Here is a 17,150-nt window from a genome sequence, read left to right on the forward strand (position 1 = left end):
ATTTAGTGTTAAGATAATTTGGAAACGTATTAGACTCATAAATATTGTTAAAAATTATTGAAATTCTCTTAAAAAACCAAAACCATAACCAAGAATATAATAATAAAGTAATTAAAATAGTTTATAATCAAACAATCAAATTATGGATAAACAAATCGAAAATTATTCTTGCATTTTGGATAATTCAAATTCCAGGTTGAGAATAATACGGGGAAAATTATTTTTCGTTTTGTTGTTTTTTCAGTTGTCGTCAATTTATGCTGAAACTCACACAAAAACTGCAATTAATAATATAGATGTTGATAACTTCTCAGTCCAATCTTTGATAAGTGGAACAGTAACTGACGGTAATGGAAGCCCTCTTCCCGGAGCATCAGTTTTGGTAAAAGGCACATCAATAGGTGCCTCTACAGATTTTGATGGAAATTATAGCATACAAGCCAGTACCAATGATATTTTGGTATTTAGCTATATCGGTTTTATCGCACAAGAAGTTCCTGTTGGTTCAAGAACCACCATTAATATAACTTTGGAAGAAGATGCCAGCGAATTAGATGAAATCGTTGTTGTTGGTTACGGTACACGAGCAAAGAAAGATTTGACAGGAGCCGTTTCTACATTATCAGCAGATGAGTTATCGCCTCAAATTAATTCTAGCCCAGAGTTCGCTATACAAGGTAGGCTCCCTGGTGTATTTATCTCAAATCCGGGATCTAATCCAAATAGCCGTCCAGATGTGCGAATTAGGGGGGTTTCTACATTGGGATTTAATGATCCTTTATATGTTATAGACGGTGTCCCTGTAATAGAAGGTGGAGCTGCCTCTAATGATGCCCGAACCCAAGATAATAGAGGATCGATCAATATTCTAAATTTGATAAATCCAAACGATATTAAATCAGTCACTGTTTTGAAAGATGCATCGGCTACCGCAATATATGGTGTAAGAGCATCTAACGGAGTTATTCTAATTGAAACAAAAAGAGGGACCAAAGGTCGAACTAATGTAAACTTTTCTCAACGCTTCGGGATTCAAACGTTAACAAAAAGATACAACACATTATCCACAAGTCAATATGTCGATGTCGCCAATCAAGCTTGGACCAATAACCCGGCTGAGTCAAGAGAGGATGATCAGTTTGGATCTTTGTATGACCCTAATTCTTCAGAATTTTTGGGAAATAACCCAACATTTGATTGGGTTGATAGAGGTGTAAGAAATACTTCGGTAGTTCAAGACTATAATGTTTCTATAACCGGAGGGTCTGATAAGAGTAACTATGCGGTAAGCGTAGGTTATACAGGCCAGGAAGATGTTCTTTTTGATACTGAATTTGAAAGATACTCATTCAGCATAAATTCTGACCATAAAGTAACTGATTGGTTAAAATTAGGGCAGTCATACCGTATAGCCATTACCGATTCTCCTGACGAAGTGGTATTTGATAGTAATCTTTTTAGAACACTCACTTTTGCTGCACCTTGGCAACCTATAGAGGATCCTAATGGCCCTCAAGGATTTGCAACTATTGGTGGTCCTGGAGGATTTGGAAACGGTACAATAGCAAATTATTTTGGTTACGCTCCTTTTTGGGAACAAAGATCGTTACTGATACGTAACTTAGGTTCGGTCTATGCAGAGCTAAACCCTCTTCCAGGATTAAAATTAAGAGGGACGGTAAGTATTGATTATTATACAAATAGGAGAGATCAATTAAGGTTACCTCAGTCAGGATTGTTTAGGGAAGGTCCCATACAACCTGATAATTTTGCAAGACGTTTAACTACAAATTATAATTTGACTTCTGAATTTTTAATAGGATACAACAAAAATTTCGGAAGGCATAATTTTGATGTGACTTTAAATGTTATGGATCAAAAGACACAATGGGATATTTCTAATGTCGCAGCAACAAACACTGGGATTACAAGCTTTGAGCAACGTAGTATTGAAGAGGCATTGGCCGCCGAAAATAGATCTGGATTTCTAGTAAGAAATGAATCTGGATTGCAAGGTTATCTTGCAAGATTGAGTTATAATTTTGATAGTAAATATTATATCGATGGTACCATAAGAAGAGATGGTTCATCTAAGTTTGCAGACGGGTTTAAATGGGGTACTTTCCCTGCTTTTGCTGTTGCCTGGAGAATTTCTTCAGAAGGCTTTATGCAAAATCTGAAATGGTTAAATGATCTTAAGATAAGGGCGGGATATGGGCAGACTGGAAATCAAGAAACTCGAGATTTTGCATTTCTCTCTTTAGTTAATAATAATCCGTCTTACCCTACTGGGGATGGTACGCTCAATCCAGGAGCGGCTCTTGGAGATTTTCCAGTGATTGATACTAGCTGGGAAACCGTAACAAGTACTAATATTGGGATGGATGGAACTTTGTTTAATAACAAACTAAATTTTACCGCAGAATACTATTTTAGAGAAACTGAAGATATTCTACAAGAAATAGACATTCCGTTAGTTATCGGGGCTTTAACAAAACCCGTTGTAAACTTAGCTACTGTTGAGAATAAAGGTTTTGAATTATCCATGGGTTATTCAGACAACTTTGGTAAATTGGGATTTAATGCAAATGTTAATCTTACCACAGTGAAGAATGAAGTAACGAAATTATTCAACGATACTCCTCAAGGATCTGATCAGAGTAGGATTGCCCTAGGACAGCCAATAGGGTATTTGTATGGTTTTCAGACAGATGGTATTTTGCAAAATGAACAGGAGGTCCAGGCCTATAGAACTGCAATAGACGGCACAGATCGATCAAATCAGGCTGCTCCTGGTGACTTTAGATTTAGAGATTTAAATACCGAATCTGATGATGTGATTGACGGTACCCCGGGAGCTGATGGGCGATTGACTTCACAGGATAGAACGTATTTAGGCAAAACAATTCCCGGATATTATTATGGAATTAATTTAGGCCTAGATTATAAGGGCTTCGATTTAGGAGTATTTTTTAGGGGAGTTGGAGATGTACAAAAATATAATAGGGAAAAAGAACGTGGTGAAGCTATTGGAAGTATTGGGAATAATTATTTTACGTCGGTATTAGATAGTTGGACGCCATCGAACCCGTCTAATGATAATCCTAGAATTGTAGCAAGTGATCCTGCTGCTAATAATCGTTTTTCAGATCGTTGGGTTGAGGATGCAGACTTTTTGAGATTGCAAAATTTGACCCTTGGCTATACCTTCGGGCCAGAAATTTTAGAGAAATTTAGAGCTAACAATTTAAGAGTTTATTCTACACTCTCTAATGTTTTTGTTATTACACCTTATACCGGACTTGACCCTGAAGATGATACTACACCCTTTACATTGACTATGGGTTTAAATATTGGATTTTAAAAGATAAAAGATTATTCATATGAAAAAAATAGTTTTAATAATAGCAATAGGATTATTCTTTACGCTTCAATTTGGGTGTGACGAAGATAAGACTTTGGATATAGAACCTATAGGCCAGCCAACAGAATCCAATTTCTTTAGAAATGAAACTGAAATGACACAAGCTGTTTTTGGTGTATATCAGAAATTAAGTTTTTTCTATAAATTTCAGGTTCAAAATTTTTTACAACGAACTGATTTACTGCCTTCAGATGATTTAACACGTAATAATAGTGGACCTTTTGAAAATTTGAGTCTCTTAGACCAATTCGATAGTCGTATCGGGTTGACATATCAATATACTTACCAGTTAATAGCCAGGGCAAATACTTTATTACAAAAGATAGAAGAAAATGAAAGCTTTGCATATACCAACCAACCAGAGTTAGCCAATGTACATAGGGGGGAAGCTTTATTTCTAAGATCTTTAATGTATCTGAAATTATGGAATACATTTGGGACGGCACCTTTGGTTACTGAAAGAATAGTAGATTTAGGTAATGCGTTTCCTCCTAATTCCGTAGGAACCCAGTTACTGGATCAGGCAGTTCAAGATTTGACTGAAGCTCAGAATTTTTTACCGGATGTATGGGACGATGCAAATTTAGGAAGGGCCACTAGTAATTCTGCAAAAGGTTTGTTGGTTAAAGTTTTGGTGTTCAGAGGATCTGTAACTGGAAATAATGCAGATTTCGCTCAAGCTTTAACCGTTTTTAACTCAATGTCTGGAGTTAGTTTAGCTCCAAATTATACAAATAATTTTGATGCCAAAACAGAAAATAATATAGAATCGTTATTTGAATTTCAAGCAGCAAGAAATTCTGATCCTAAAATAAATGATTGGTTATTGTCAGGAACAGATGATTTTCCCGCCAATGGTTCGCTTAATGCGTTTTACGGCTACTTTTCACCACTACCCTCATTTATCCCGGGAGTTACTTATACAGCTACGTCTTCATTATTAAATTCTTATGAAGATGATGATCCTAGATTAACTCTAAGCTTTAACCCAAATGAGGATATTTTCAATGTAATAAAGTATGTAGGGGAAGAGTATGATGAGATAGCCGAAGTTACCGATCCCGGCGAGGCTTTATCTAATAACAATCCAAGAATTCTTAGGTATGCAGATGTGATGTTACTTGCAGCCGAAGCCATAGTACGGTCAAATGGTAGTCTAGATCAGGCCATTGATTTGGTTAACCAAATTAGAGAAAGAGCTCGTAACTCTGTATCCCCACCTTCTGCTATTCCTGCTAATTTAGCCGTTCCGGCAACTGCTCAAGAAGCTTTAGAAATCATTTTTAATGAGAGAAGATTAGAATTGGCAGTAGAAGAAGGCCACAGATGGCATGATCTTAGAAGACGACATATAGCTGGAGAAATAGATCTCACTACTTGGGATTTTGACTCCTCTGACCCAACTTTTCAATTTTTAGAAAGAAATATAAATTTCCCGTTACCTGATAATGAAGTAGTAGAAAGCCCAAATCTTAATCAAAATGATGGTTATTAATATTAGTTTGATTTTGTTTTAGCTATTAGTCATAAAAATGGACACCTCAAGTTGTCCATTTTTGTGCTAATTTTAAACAATAAGTATTAGCTAACGTACAATATATATGAGATTTTTTTTGCCGTTATTTATTTTAGTCATTATTTCTTGTAATGATCAAAGTAGAAAAAATAAACTTTTCGAAATCGTACCATCTAATCAATCCGGAATAGTTTTTAATAATACAATTCATGAAACTGATTCTCTCAATATTCTGGATTACGATTATTTATATAACGGTGGTGGAGTAGGTATTGGTGATTTTAATCTTGATGGATTACCCGATATATTTTTTTCAGGTAATATGAGGAGTAGTGCTTTGTATCTCAATCAAGGTAATTTTTTATTTAAAGACGTGACTAAAGAAGCCGGAGTCGAAACTAGTAGATGGTGTACCGGTGTTTCTATAGTAGATATTAATAATGATCAAAAACCCGATATTCATATTTCTACAGGTCATAACCCAAAAGGGGAAGGGTTTTTAAATTACTTTTTTATTAATGAAACAGAACCTGGAGGACCAGTTAAGTTTTCAGACAAAGCGTTTGAGATGGGACTTACTTCTAAAACCTATGCTATTCAAGCAGCTTGGTTGGATTATGATGTAGATGGGGATTTGGATTTATACCTGATTAATAATGCTTTAGAAACGTATCAAAAAAGTGTACCCTACGGGCCTAAAAAGAGCAGTGAAGGAAAAAGCACGGATATACTCTATAGAAATGATGGTTATAAAAATAGTTTACCCGTTTTTACCAATGTTTCAAAAGAAGCAGGAATAACAATAGAAGGTTGGTCACTAGGTGTGGCTGTTTCTGATTTTAATAATGATGATTACCCCGATATTTATATAGCCAATGATTTCTTGTCAAATGATATACTGTATATTAATAATAAAGATGGAACATTTACAGATAAGGTAAATGAGTACACGAAACACCAAAGCCATAATAGCATGGGTATTGATGTTTCAGATATTAATAATGACGGCGCACCCGATATCATTGCTCTAGATATGCTTCCAGAGGATAATTTGCGTCATAAAACCATGTTCGGCGACATTATGTTTCATGGGTATGAAGAAGCTCTTCGCAAAGGGTATAACCATCAATATGTGCGAAACGTACTTCAAATTAATAATCGGGATGGCACATTTAGTGAAATTGGTAATTTTTCTGGAATCTCTGCAACAGATTGGAGCTGGGCTCCACTTATTGCTGATTTTGATAATGATGGGTTAAGGGATGTTTATATTACTAATGGTTATGTAAAAGAAATCACAGATCTAGACTTTATAGATAATTACAATCATTCTAATATGTTCGGTACGCCCGAAGCAAAGCGATTAAAACTCGTTAAGCAACTAAAGGAGATGAAAGGTGTTAAAAAGTCCAATTTCTTCTTCAAGAATTTGGGTGATAATCAATTCGAGGATCAAACTCAGACTTCTGGAGTAAAAACCCCATCTTTTTCAAATGGAGGTAGCTACGTTGACCTTGATCTTGATGGAGATCTTGATTTAGTGGTTAACAATATAAATGCTCCGGCGTTCATCATTAAAAATTTATTGATAGAAAATAGCAATGAGAGCACCAATTTTCTCAAAATAAAATTTGACGAAGATAGATATGCCTATGGAGCCAAAGTGTTTTTATTTTCAGAGGACCGGCAATGGTATGCAGAACATTATCCGCAAAGAGGCTACCTATCTTCAGTTGATGATATATTACATTTTGGTTTAGGGAAAAATAAGCAAATAGACTCTGTTGTTGTGAAATGGACAGATGCTAAAACGTCCGTATTAAAAAATATTGAAATAAACACAATAATTGAAATTAGCAAGAATGAACCATTTAGCAGTGATAATGCTACGATAAAGAAACAAAGTAAACCATTTAACCAAGTTTCATCTTCAATATTACCACATATTATACAAGAGAACAATTTTGATGATTTTAGTAAATGGCCACTTCATTTTAGATCTTATAATAAATTAGGACCCACTATTGCGGTTAGCGATGTAAATAATGATCAACTTGATGATATTTTTATAGGCGGACCGGTTCATAAAACAGGTAGTTTCTACATTCAAACCAAAGAAGGAGGGTTTCGTAAACAACCTATTCTTGATTCTTTGGCAGCATCTTATGAAGATACAGGAAGTTTATTATTTGATGCTGATAACGATGGAGATCTGGATTTGTATTGTGTGAGTGGCGGTTCAGAATATTATGCCCGACCAGATAAATATCAAGATCGGTTGTATCGTAACGATGGAAATGCAAATTTTAAGTTAGCAGCAGAGGCACTTCCGGAAATAAAAACTTTTGGGCACGCAGTAATTTCGTTGGATTATGATAATGATGGAGATCAGGATCTTTTGGTAGGTGGAAGAGTAATAGCAGATCAATATCCAAAGATACCAAGAACGTATTTATTACTTAATGATGAAGGTATTTTTAAAGATATTACAGAAGATGAGTCACCCGATTTATTACATCCAGGTATGATTACAGGGATCGTAGCCACAGATTTAAATAATGATCAATGGATAGATTTAGTGTTGGTTGGAGAATGGATGTCAGTCTCAATATATTATAACAACAAAGGTCAATTTATAAAAGATAAAACCAAAAACGGTTTACAAAGTACGAATGGTTGGTGGAATTGTATAGAAAAAGCAGATTTTGATAATGACGGAGACATAGATTTCATAGTAGGTAATTGGGGGCTGAATAACAAATTTAAAGCTTCCCAGGAACAGCCATTATCATTGTATGCCAAAGATTTTGATAATAATGGAGCTATTGAGCCTATTTTTACCAGTTATGTGCAGGGGCAAGAATACATAATTCATCCAAGAAACACATTGACCAAACAATTACCCTTTTTGAGAAGTATGATCAATGACTATAAAACGTATGGAAATACACCATTTAAGAAAATTTTCACGGCTGAGCTACTTCAGGATGCTACTGTGCTGAAAACCTATGAACTAGCTTCAATATATATCGAGAATAATAATGATGGGACCTTCACTTACAAAAAGTTACCTCCAGAAGCACAGTGGTCTCCTATTTTTGACTTCTTAATTGAAGATATTGATCAAGATGGTTTTCAAGATATAGTTGCAGTAGGTAATTACTACGGAACAGAGGTGCTTAGCGGTCGATACGATGCAGGTAATGGTATCGTTTTAAAGAATGATGGAAACGGAACTTTCGAAACCAAGTTATCAAAAGAAACCGGTTTCAGAGTATCGGGTGAAGGAAGATGTATTACAAAATTGAAACAAAGTGATGGATCCGAATTAATTATAACCGGTGTACAGAATGATAGTCTTCGTATCTGGAATTTAAACAAAACTATAACCGATAGTAAATAATATGTTTTTGAAACTACGAACAATACAAAAGTCCTTTACCCTTCTACTTTTTAGTGGTTGCTCCTTTGCCTTCTGCCAGGAGGAACAAATGTCTTTTAGTTTAAAGACTGTGCCTTTTAGCCAATCCGGATCGTTTTACACCATAAAAGAGGTACATAATGAACCTGGTACCTTGGAAATCACGACGGCAAAAAGAAGTGCGGTTACCTATAGATGGGATCCCGATCCGGCTTGGTCAAATAATATATTTAAAATACGACTGATCCGGGATGGAAAATTGGTTCCATACCACACCTCTACGTCACCATGGCAGCTTGTTCTAAAACCTAAATCGGGTAGAGGTCAGGTAAAAATAACTTTTAATACTTCAGAAGATTTTTTATTTCAAATACAGGATATCGATGTAGCGCTAGAGTCCTATCGAAGTTTAAAAGGGCAATATCAACGATCAGAAAAAGAGGCTGGTTTTGTTCCCCACTTTTCAAAGGCCACAGCGCAATTAAAAATCTTTGGTGAGGGAGCGATAAAGATTCAAGATAAAAGTCTAATCATTCAAGATGATGCTCAACTAGCAGCTTTGCGACTATCAGATTTTCCTAAGCCTTGGGAAGCACAAACTCCAAACTATCAGGAAAAAGTAAAAAAACTAAAAAATGAATGGGGAGATTGGATGTCAAAAGCTCCAAAAGCTCCAAAGGATTTGGAAAGGACAAGAGATATTGCCTGGTATATTATGCGTAATATGATCGTTGGGCCTTATAATAATTATAGTCGTAAGACGATATTAATGAGTAAAATGGGGATGAATCAGATCTGGGCGTGGGACAACTGTATTAATGCTGTTTCTGTTGCTAAAGCAAATCCTAAACTAGCTTGGGATCAAATTCAGATTTTCTTTGATAAACAAACAGAAACGGGGATGATCCCCGACCCGATCAACGATTATCATAATCAATATGGTTTCACAAAGCCACCAATCCAGGGATGGGCCATCTTAAAAATGATTGAAATACAAGGCGAAGCAACAGCATTACCATACATCAAAGAGGTTTATGAGCCTATGAAAAGATATATAGATTGGTGGTTTATAAATAGAGATATTAATAAGAATGGGCTGTTAGAATATTTCGACGGAGTGGATTCTGGTTGGGATAATGCTACTGTTTTTGATAAAGGTTGCCCTATCGAAGGACCAGATTTGGCTGCTCATATGATTATTCAATTTCAGGCAATGGAAAAAATGGCAGAAATGCTTCAAAAGCCTGAAGAAGCAAACCAATGGAAAGAACGACAAAAGTCTCATCTTACATTGTTACTCGATCGATTTTTAAACAAGAACAATAGATTTGAATACCCTTTAATCAGGGAATCTATTCATGAAACCGAAGAAAATTATTCCCTGATCCGATACATACCTTTAGAATTAGGGGATTTGCTTCCTAAGTCTGTCATAGAATCACTTTCGCAGGACTTGCTTCCAGATGGGAACTACATGACCGAACACGGACTTGCATCTGAAAGTCCAAAGAGCAAAAAATATATACCTGATGGTTACTGGCGTGGTCCGATCTGGGCACCCTCTACCTTATTAATTTTTGACGGATTGGTTAAAGCCGGGAAGAGTAAACAGGCCAAGAACATTGCTGAAAAATTTTGTACAATGGTAGCTTCAGATAATGGTTTCTACGAAAACTACAATGCTTTAACCGGAGAGGGACTTCGGGATAAAGGATATACATGGACGGCAGCCTCTTTTTTAATTATGGCAGAGTGGCTGGCCAGAAACAAATAGAGAATCGAGAATAGTCGGGTCATTTATTTATAAATCAGAAATAAACACAAGTTAACATATGGAGCTTCACTTTATCGATATTCTTATCATCATTATCTATTTGATTGGAACGATTTTTATAGGATTCTGGATATCGAAAAAGGCTTCTAGAAGTATTGATTCATATTTTTTGGGTGGTAATACAATACCCTGGTATGTATTAGGAGTATCAAATGCATCAGGAATGTTTGATATAGCAGGTACTATGTGGTTGGTGTATGTGATGTTCGTTTACGGGATGAAAAGTGCTTGGATTCCGTGGTTATGGCCGGTTTTTAACCAAATTTTTCTAATGGTTTATCTTTCCATCTGGTTGCGACGATCTAATGTGCTTACAGGGGCAGAATGGATTAAAACACGTTTTGGAACGGGAAAAGGAAGCAATCTTTCTCACATTATTGTAGTGGTTTTCGCCTTGGTAAGTGTCATAGGCTTTTTAGCATATTCTTTTAAAGGCATCGGAAAGTTTGCAGAAGTTTTTCTACCATGGGATTTAAGCCCCAATGAGTACGCTCTTATATTTATGGGAATCACTACGCTGTATGTAGTAAAAGGCGGAATGTATAGTGTAGTTTTTACAGAAGTGCTTCAGTTTGTAATCATGACTATAGCTTCTGTAGCTGTTGGGATTATTGCCATGAATTTGGTCGCACCTGAAACTTTGGAGGCCATGGTTCCGTCAGGATGGAATGACGTGTTTTTCAGTTGGAAACTCGATATGGATTGGTCTGGATTATTGAAAGAAGCAAATACTAAAATTGCTTCAGATGGGTACGGACTTTTCGGTGCTGTATTTATGATGATGTTATTTAAAGGATTTTTTGTAAGTGCTGCGGGGCCTGCGCCTAATTTTGATATGCAACGAATTCTAGCGGCAAAAACCCCAGTTGAGGCTTCAAAAATGAGTTTTATAGTTAATATCGTGCTTAATTTTCCCAGATACATGTTAATTACTGGTTTAACCATACTCGGGATCATATTTTTTACAGATGAATTAAATGCTATGGGACCTGCTGTCGACTTCGAACAACTATTACCGATGGCAATGCGTGAATTTGTTCCTGTCGGATTACTAGGGATACTTATTGCCGGATTGTTAGCAGCCTTCATGTCTACTTTTGCAGCTACTGTTAATGCTGCTCCGGCTTATATTGTGAATGATGTCTATAAACGTTATATTAATCCCGAAGCAAGCTCAAAAAGATTAGTAAGGCTAAGCTACATATCTTCTTTTCTAGTCGTAGTTATCGGAATCTGTTTTGGTTTGGTGGTAGACTCTATAGATGATGTTTTACAATGGCTCACTACAGGTTTGTGGGGTGGATATACTGCAGCAAATGTTTTTAAGTGGTATTGGTGGAGATTTAACGGATACGGATATTTTTACGGAATGGCGGTCGGTATATTTTCAGCTATAGCTTTTCCACTATTGCTTCAATACACTACATGGATACCTCAAGGATTAGGTATCGTTTCTGAATATTTAAATTTTCTGGCAGATCCTAATACCCAACCAATATTTCAGTTTCCATTAATTTTTATGTTTTCGATTATTGGGTGTCTGGCAGGGAGTTTACTAACCACTCCCGAAGACATAGATGTTTTAAAGAAATTTTATAAAAATGTACGTCCCTGGGGATTTTGGAAACCCATTGATAAAAAGGTCAAAAGTGAAGATCAGAGTTTTGAGAGTAATAAAAATTTTGGTCGCGATATGATAAATATTATAGTAGGAATCATTTGGCAAACGTCTCTGGTAGTATTTGCGATGTTTATGGTTACAAGAAATTTTACATCATTAGGTATAACTGCCTTAGTGATTCTAGCAACATCGATTATTTTGAAGTTTAATTGGTGGGATAAAATGCATAAAGAGGAAGAATTAGAAATCCAAAATCAAAAATGAAGAAATTATTTTTTGTGGTAGTCTTATTTCTGTGTGTTTTTAAGTTCACAATCGGAACTTCACAAGAATTACCTCTTATAAAAATTTCAGAGAATAATAGATATCTGATTACAAAAGCAGGAACTCCTTTCTTCTGGTTAGGGGATACCGCATGGGAACTTTTTCATCGCTTAAATCTGCAAGAATCTGAAAAATACATTCAAAATAGAGCAGACAAAGGTTTTACTGTTATTCAGGCGGTTATTTTGGCAGAACTAGATGGATTAACTATACCCAATGCCAACAGAGATTTACCTCTTATTGATCAAAATCCGGCGACACCTAACGAAGCTTATCTAGAACACGTAGACAAAGTCATAGAGTTTGCCAATAAAAACGGAATTTACATAGGGTTGCTTCCTACATGGGGTGATAAATTCAATAAAAAATGGGGTGTAGGCCCCGAAATATTTACTCCTGAAAACGCAGCTGTTTTTGCAGCGTTTTTAGCAAAACGATATCAAAGTAAAAATGTCATATGGATTTTAGGAGGAGATCGAAATCCTGAAGAAAATGAAGATCTAGAGATCACAAAAGCAATGGCACGAGCTATTCGAAAGATTGTAGGAAAAAAGCAATTAATAACCTATCATCCACAGGGAGGATCGAGTTCTGCAGATTTTTTTGGAGATGAAGATTGGCTGGACTTTACAATTTTTCAGTCGGGGCATAGTGATACATATACACAAAACTATAAACAAACCCAGAAAGAATACAGCAAAGAAAAGATCAGACCGGTGATCGATGGTGAACCGTGTTATGAGGATCATCCAGTTTACTGGAAAGCTGAAAACGGATGGTTTAATGAGTTTCATACACGTCGTGCGGGATATTGGTCAATGTTGGCAGGAGCTTGCGGGCACACGTATGGCAATCATAATGTTTGGCAAATGTGGCGACCCGGCCGGGATCCTATATCGGCAGCCAGAACACCCTGGCAACAAGCATTAGATTATCCCGGAGCCTATCAGGCGGGATATATGAAAAAACTATTCGAATCCCGACCTTGGCAACGATTAGTCCCATATCAACAAATGATCGAAAAAGGCCCCAATCATGGAGGTGGCGACATACTGGCATCAATTGCATCTGATCAGAGCTTTGCCATGCTATACTTTCCCTTTGGTAGTAATGCAGAGATTGATCTAAGCGTAATATCAGGAACACAAAAAAGAGCTTGGTGGTTCAATCCAAGAATAGGAACCGTAATTGACGTAGGAATTATTAAAAATAACAAGAGCCAGGTGCTTGATCCACCAGCAGACGAACAAGAAGGCAATGATTGGGTGTTCGTGATTGATGATTATTCTAAATATAAAAAATTACTCTCAGATGAATAAAATTAAAAGTACACTTTTTTTACTGTTTTTTACTACAATTCTTTTTTCACAGGTATATAATGTGAAGGATTTGGGAGCAGTCGGTGATGGAAGAACAGATGACACAAAAGCTGTTCAAATGGCTATCGACAAGGCTTCAAAGGAAAAGGCTAAGCTCATCTTTTCTTCTGGTACCTATATGACTGGAATGATCCACCTAAAGAGTAATATAGAAATTGAAATTCTACAAGGTGCCACCTGGAAAGCAATTCCAGACTTATCCTTGTTTCCTGAAATCAAATCAAATGCTGATTTAAGTCAAAAAAGTGGATATACCATGAGCCGCCGTGCTTTTATTTGGGGAGATGATGTCGAAAATGTGAGTATATATGGTCATGGTATTATTTATCCTAGTGGAGACCAGCATCAAGCCTTTCCTATGAAAGAAGAAAATGGAGCCAAGCGTCCGTATGGAATCTATTTCAGGAATAGTAAAAATATCGTGATTAAAGACCTTCACTTAAGAAACTCGGCCTTTTGGATGTTACGATTTTACTTATGTACCGACATTAGAGTGCAGGGAATCGACCTTTATAATCATGCGAACACTAATAATGATGGTATTGATATAGTAGATTGCCATAGGGTAGTCATTTCAGATTGTGTGATCGATAGTTCTGATGATGCTTTATGTTTTAAAACCGAAGCCCCTTTCGGCACCGAAGATGTGGTAGTTACTAATTGTATTTTGAGCTCAACAGCTTCGGCACTCAAACTAGGCACTGGATCTTTTGGAACATTTAAACGTATGGTGATGAGCAATATCGTCATTAGGCCCACACGCGCTGAAAAGATAATCCATAACCTACAAGTTTCAGGAGGAATAGACGGTATCGCCATTATGAGTGTAGATGGCGCGGCGATTGAAGATCTTCGGTTTTCTAACATCAGTATCAAGGGAGTTTTGGCACCAATTTTTGTGCGTTTAAACCAAAGACATAAAGTAACTCATACCGAATATGCTGCTGTAAAAATCACTCCAGGTAGTATTAATGGGATCCATTTCTCAGATATTAGTGCTACCGATTGTGGCCCGATTAGTTCTAACATTGCTGGATATTCAGGTTATCCAGTAGAAAATATAACATTTACTAATATCAATTTCGCTTACAGTAAGAATGGAGAAAAAGAAGACATTACCAAAGAAGTTCCCGAAAATGATCGGGGTTATCCAAATGCGATGATGTATGGTGCCAATTTACCAGCTTTCGGATTGTATTTTAGACATGCTAAAAAAATACTATTAACTAATATTAACCTAACGCCCGCTGCGGGAGATCCTAGACCGGCAATATATTTAGAAGACGTGCAAAATTTGATAGGAAAACAACTTTATAAAAATTTCGAAACTCTACCATCTTCAGAAATATTACAAAAGAATTCAAAACAAATTGAAATAGACTGATGAAAAACATACTATATAAAGTAATAGTTATAGTTCTATTGATTTCAAGTTGTTCTATTTCAGAAAATAGGCCTGAAGAACCCTTTGAAAAGGAAATTCAGGAATTGTTGAGCAAGATGACATTAGAAGAAAAGGTCGGACAACTCAATATGTTGAAAGGTCTGTATAGCACAGATATTTATGAACAAAATACAGATCTGAATGAAGCTATAAAATCAGGAAAAGTAGGAGGATTGACGCCATACACCGATTTGGAACAATTGCGCAAATGGCAACAAACGGCGGTAGATAGTTCAAGACTGGGAATTCCTTTACTGTTTTCATTTGATGTTGTGCATGGCTATCAAACTATGTTTCCGATTCCGTTAGGGCAATCGTGTAGCTGGGATTTAGAAGCTATAGAAAATGCTGATCGTATTGCGGCGAAAGAGGCTGCTGCCTCCGGAATTAACTGGGTATTCGGACCTGTGCTGGACCTTTGCCGAGATCCACGCTGGGGGCGTAATATGGAAACTGCCGGTGAAGACGCTTATCTTTCCTCTCAAATTGCCAAAGCTAGAGTTCGCGGATATCAAGGGACAGCATTGAGCGATACTCTCACTGTAATGGCCTGTGCCAAACACTTTGCAGGTTATGGTGCCGTAGAAGGTGGGTTAGATTATAATGCGGTAGAAGTTTCAGAAAGAACATTGCGAGAATATCACTTAAAACCCTTTAAGGCTGCTGTAGAAGAAGGAATAGGTACAGTAATGAACGCTTTTAATACGATCAATGGTATTCCTAGTACGCAAGATGATTTTTTATTAAAAACCATACTTCGAGAGGAGTGGCAGTTTAAAGGATTTACCGTATCCGATGCCAATTCTATTTATGAACTTATCCCTCATGGCGTTGCGGTTGATAGAAGAGAAGCAGCAATCAAAAGTTTTAAAGCAGGAGCAGAAACCGATCTGTGGAGCGAAATTTATATTCAAGAACTTCCCAAGTTAGTCGAAGAAGGAATTATTCAAGAAGCTGCTATCGATAATACTGTTAGAAAAATACTTAGGTTTAAATACGGATTGGGCTTATTCGAAAATCCATATCGCTATTTGAATAAGGATCGCCAAAAGAAAACCTTAGGTCAATTAGCCCACAGAAAAGCAAGCCGTGAGTTGGCTACAAAGTCCTTCGTTTTATTAGAAAACAAATCAGATATTCTTCCATTAGACCTTTCGAAGTATAGAAATATAGCATTAGTTGGTCCGATGAATGATAGTCGACAATTTCGTGATTTAGTAGGTAACTGGGCAGCCCGAGTGAAAGTGGAAGAGACAACTACTATTATCAATGCTTTTGATGAACGTGTAAAACCGAAAGTGAACTATACACAAAGTGCAGGTTGTGGTGATTGGGGTAAATGTACGGAATTAGAGATAGCAGCAGCAGAAAAAGTTGTAAGGCAATCAGATATTGCGATTGTTGTTTTGGGCGAAAATGGATATTCTTCTGGGGAGAGTGGTAGTAAAACCGATGTCACCTTACCAGGGAATCAGGAAGAATTAATTAAAAGGTTGGCAAAAACAGGAAAACCAATTGTTTTATTAGTGCTAAGTGGCAGACCTTTGGTACTTACAGAAATTAAAGAAGAAGTTGCGGCTTTGATGCTTTGCTGGCAGCCAGGTACCGAAGCTGGTAATGCTATCGTTGATGTTTTGTTGGGTAAAGCAAATCCTTCCGGTAAATTAACAATGACCTTTCCATATCACCAAGGGCAAATACCTATATATTACAATCATTTAAATACTGGCAGACCTCAAAACGGACCTGATGACAAACGCTGGGGTATCACTAAATACAGTGATGCGCCAAGGGAACCTTTATATTCTTTCGGATATGGTTTATCCTATACGACGTTTGATATTTCATCGCCGATCCTTGATAAAAATCAGATGTCAATGTCTGATACTTTACAGATAAAGGTTCGGGTGAAAAATACCGGAAAGCGAAAGGGAACAGAAGTGGTTCAATTGTATATTCGGGATAACGTAGCAAATGTTTCTCGTCCTGTCAAAGAATTAAAGGGTTTTCGTCGAATAGAACTAGATCCTAATCAGGAAGAAATAGTCCAGTTTAACCTAACTGTCGATGATTTGAAATATTGGGATGACAAAATGAAGTATTCGATAGAACCGGGCGAGTTTGATCTTTTTGTAGGGAATGCATCCAATCAAGTTAAACACATAACATTCATCTTAAAAGAATAAG

General features: G+C 36.6%; 8 protein-coding genes. All 8 read left to right on the top strand.

Going from position 1 to position 17,150, the window contains the following annotated elements:
• Nucleotides 1–142 precede the first annotated feature (142 nt).
• The 8 genes from ACFSJT_RS16855 to bglX all read left to right on the top strand — a co-directional run bounded on the left by ACFSJT_RS16855 (nucleotide 143) and on the right by bglX (nucleotide 17,149).
• Nucleotides 143–3,364: a SusC/RagA family TonB-linked outer membrane protein gene (locus ACFSJT_RS16855; protein WP_378321512.1), complete on the top strand. Its 3,222-nt coding sequence runs from the start codon at nucleotides 143–145 to the stop codon at nucleotides 3,362–3,364.
• A 19-nt stretch (nucleotides 3,365–3,383) separates the two neighbouring features.
• Nucleotides 3,384–4,919 (top strand): RagB/SusD family nutrient uptake outer membrane protein, encoded by a 1,536-nt coding sequence (locus tag ACFSJT_RS16860; protein WP_378321513.1) that lies wholly within the window; start codon nucleotides 3,384–3,386, stop codon nucleotides 4,917–4,919.
• A gap of 106 nt (nucleotides 4,920–5,025) precedes the next feature.
• A complete protein-coding gene (locus tag ACFSJT_RS16865) occupies nucleotides 5,026–8,343 on the top strand; it encodes a VCBS repeat-containing protein (RefSeq protein ID WP_378321514.1) in 3,318 nt (1,105 codons plus the stop codon).
• A 7-nt stretch (nucleotides 8,344–8,350) separates the two neighbouring features.
• Nucleotides 8,351–10,135 carry an amylo-alpha-1,6-glucosidase gene (locus tag ACFSJT_RS16870; RefSeq protein ID WP_378321515.1) on the top strand — a complete coding sequence of 595 codons (1,785 nt, stop codon included), beginning with the start codon at nucleotides 8,351–8,353 and terminating at the stop codon, nucleotides 10,133–10,135.
• A gap of 58 nt (nucleotides 10,136–10,193) precedes the next feature.
• Complete coding sequence (locus ACFSJT_RS16875; RefSeq protein WP_378321516.1) at nucleotides 10,194–12,080, top strand: sodium:solute symporter family protein; 1,887 nt, start codon at nucleotides 10,194–10,196, stop codon at nucleotides 12,078–12,080.
• Entirely contained in the window at nucleotides 12,077–13,459 is a 1,383-nt protein-coding gene (locus ACFSJT_RS16880; RefSeq protein ID WP_378321517.1) for a glycoside hydrolase family 140 protein, read from the top strand. Before ACFSJT_RS16875 ends, ACFSJT_RS16880 begins: the two co-directional genes overlap by 4 nt.
• A complete protein-coding gene (locus tag ACFSJT_RS16885; protein ID WP_378321518.1) occupies nucleotides 13,452–14,903 on the top strand; it encodes a glycoside hydrolase family 28 protein in 1,452 nt (483 codons plus the stop codon). The genes ACFSJT_RS16880 and ACFSJT_RS16885 overlap by 8 nt, the downstream gene beginning before the upstream one ends.
• Nucleotides 14,903–17,149 (top strand): beta-glucosidase BglX, encoded by a 2,247-nt coding sequence (gene bglX / locus ACFSJT_RS16890; protein WP_378321519.1) that lies wholly within the window; start codon nucleotides 14,903–14,905, stop codon nucleotides 17,147–17,149. The genes ACFSJT_RS16885 and bglX overlap by 1 nt, the downstream gene beginning before the upstream one ends.
• Nucleotide 17,150: the final 1 nt, after the last annotated feature.

Origin of the sequence: Aquimarina celericrescens, from assembly GCF_042682765.1 — a bacterium.
Classification (GTDB): Bacteria; Bacteroidota; Bacteroidia; order Flavobacteriales; family Flavobacteriaceae; genus Aquimarina; species Aquimarina celericrescens.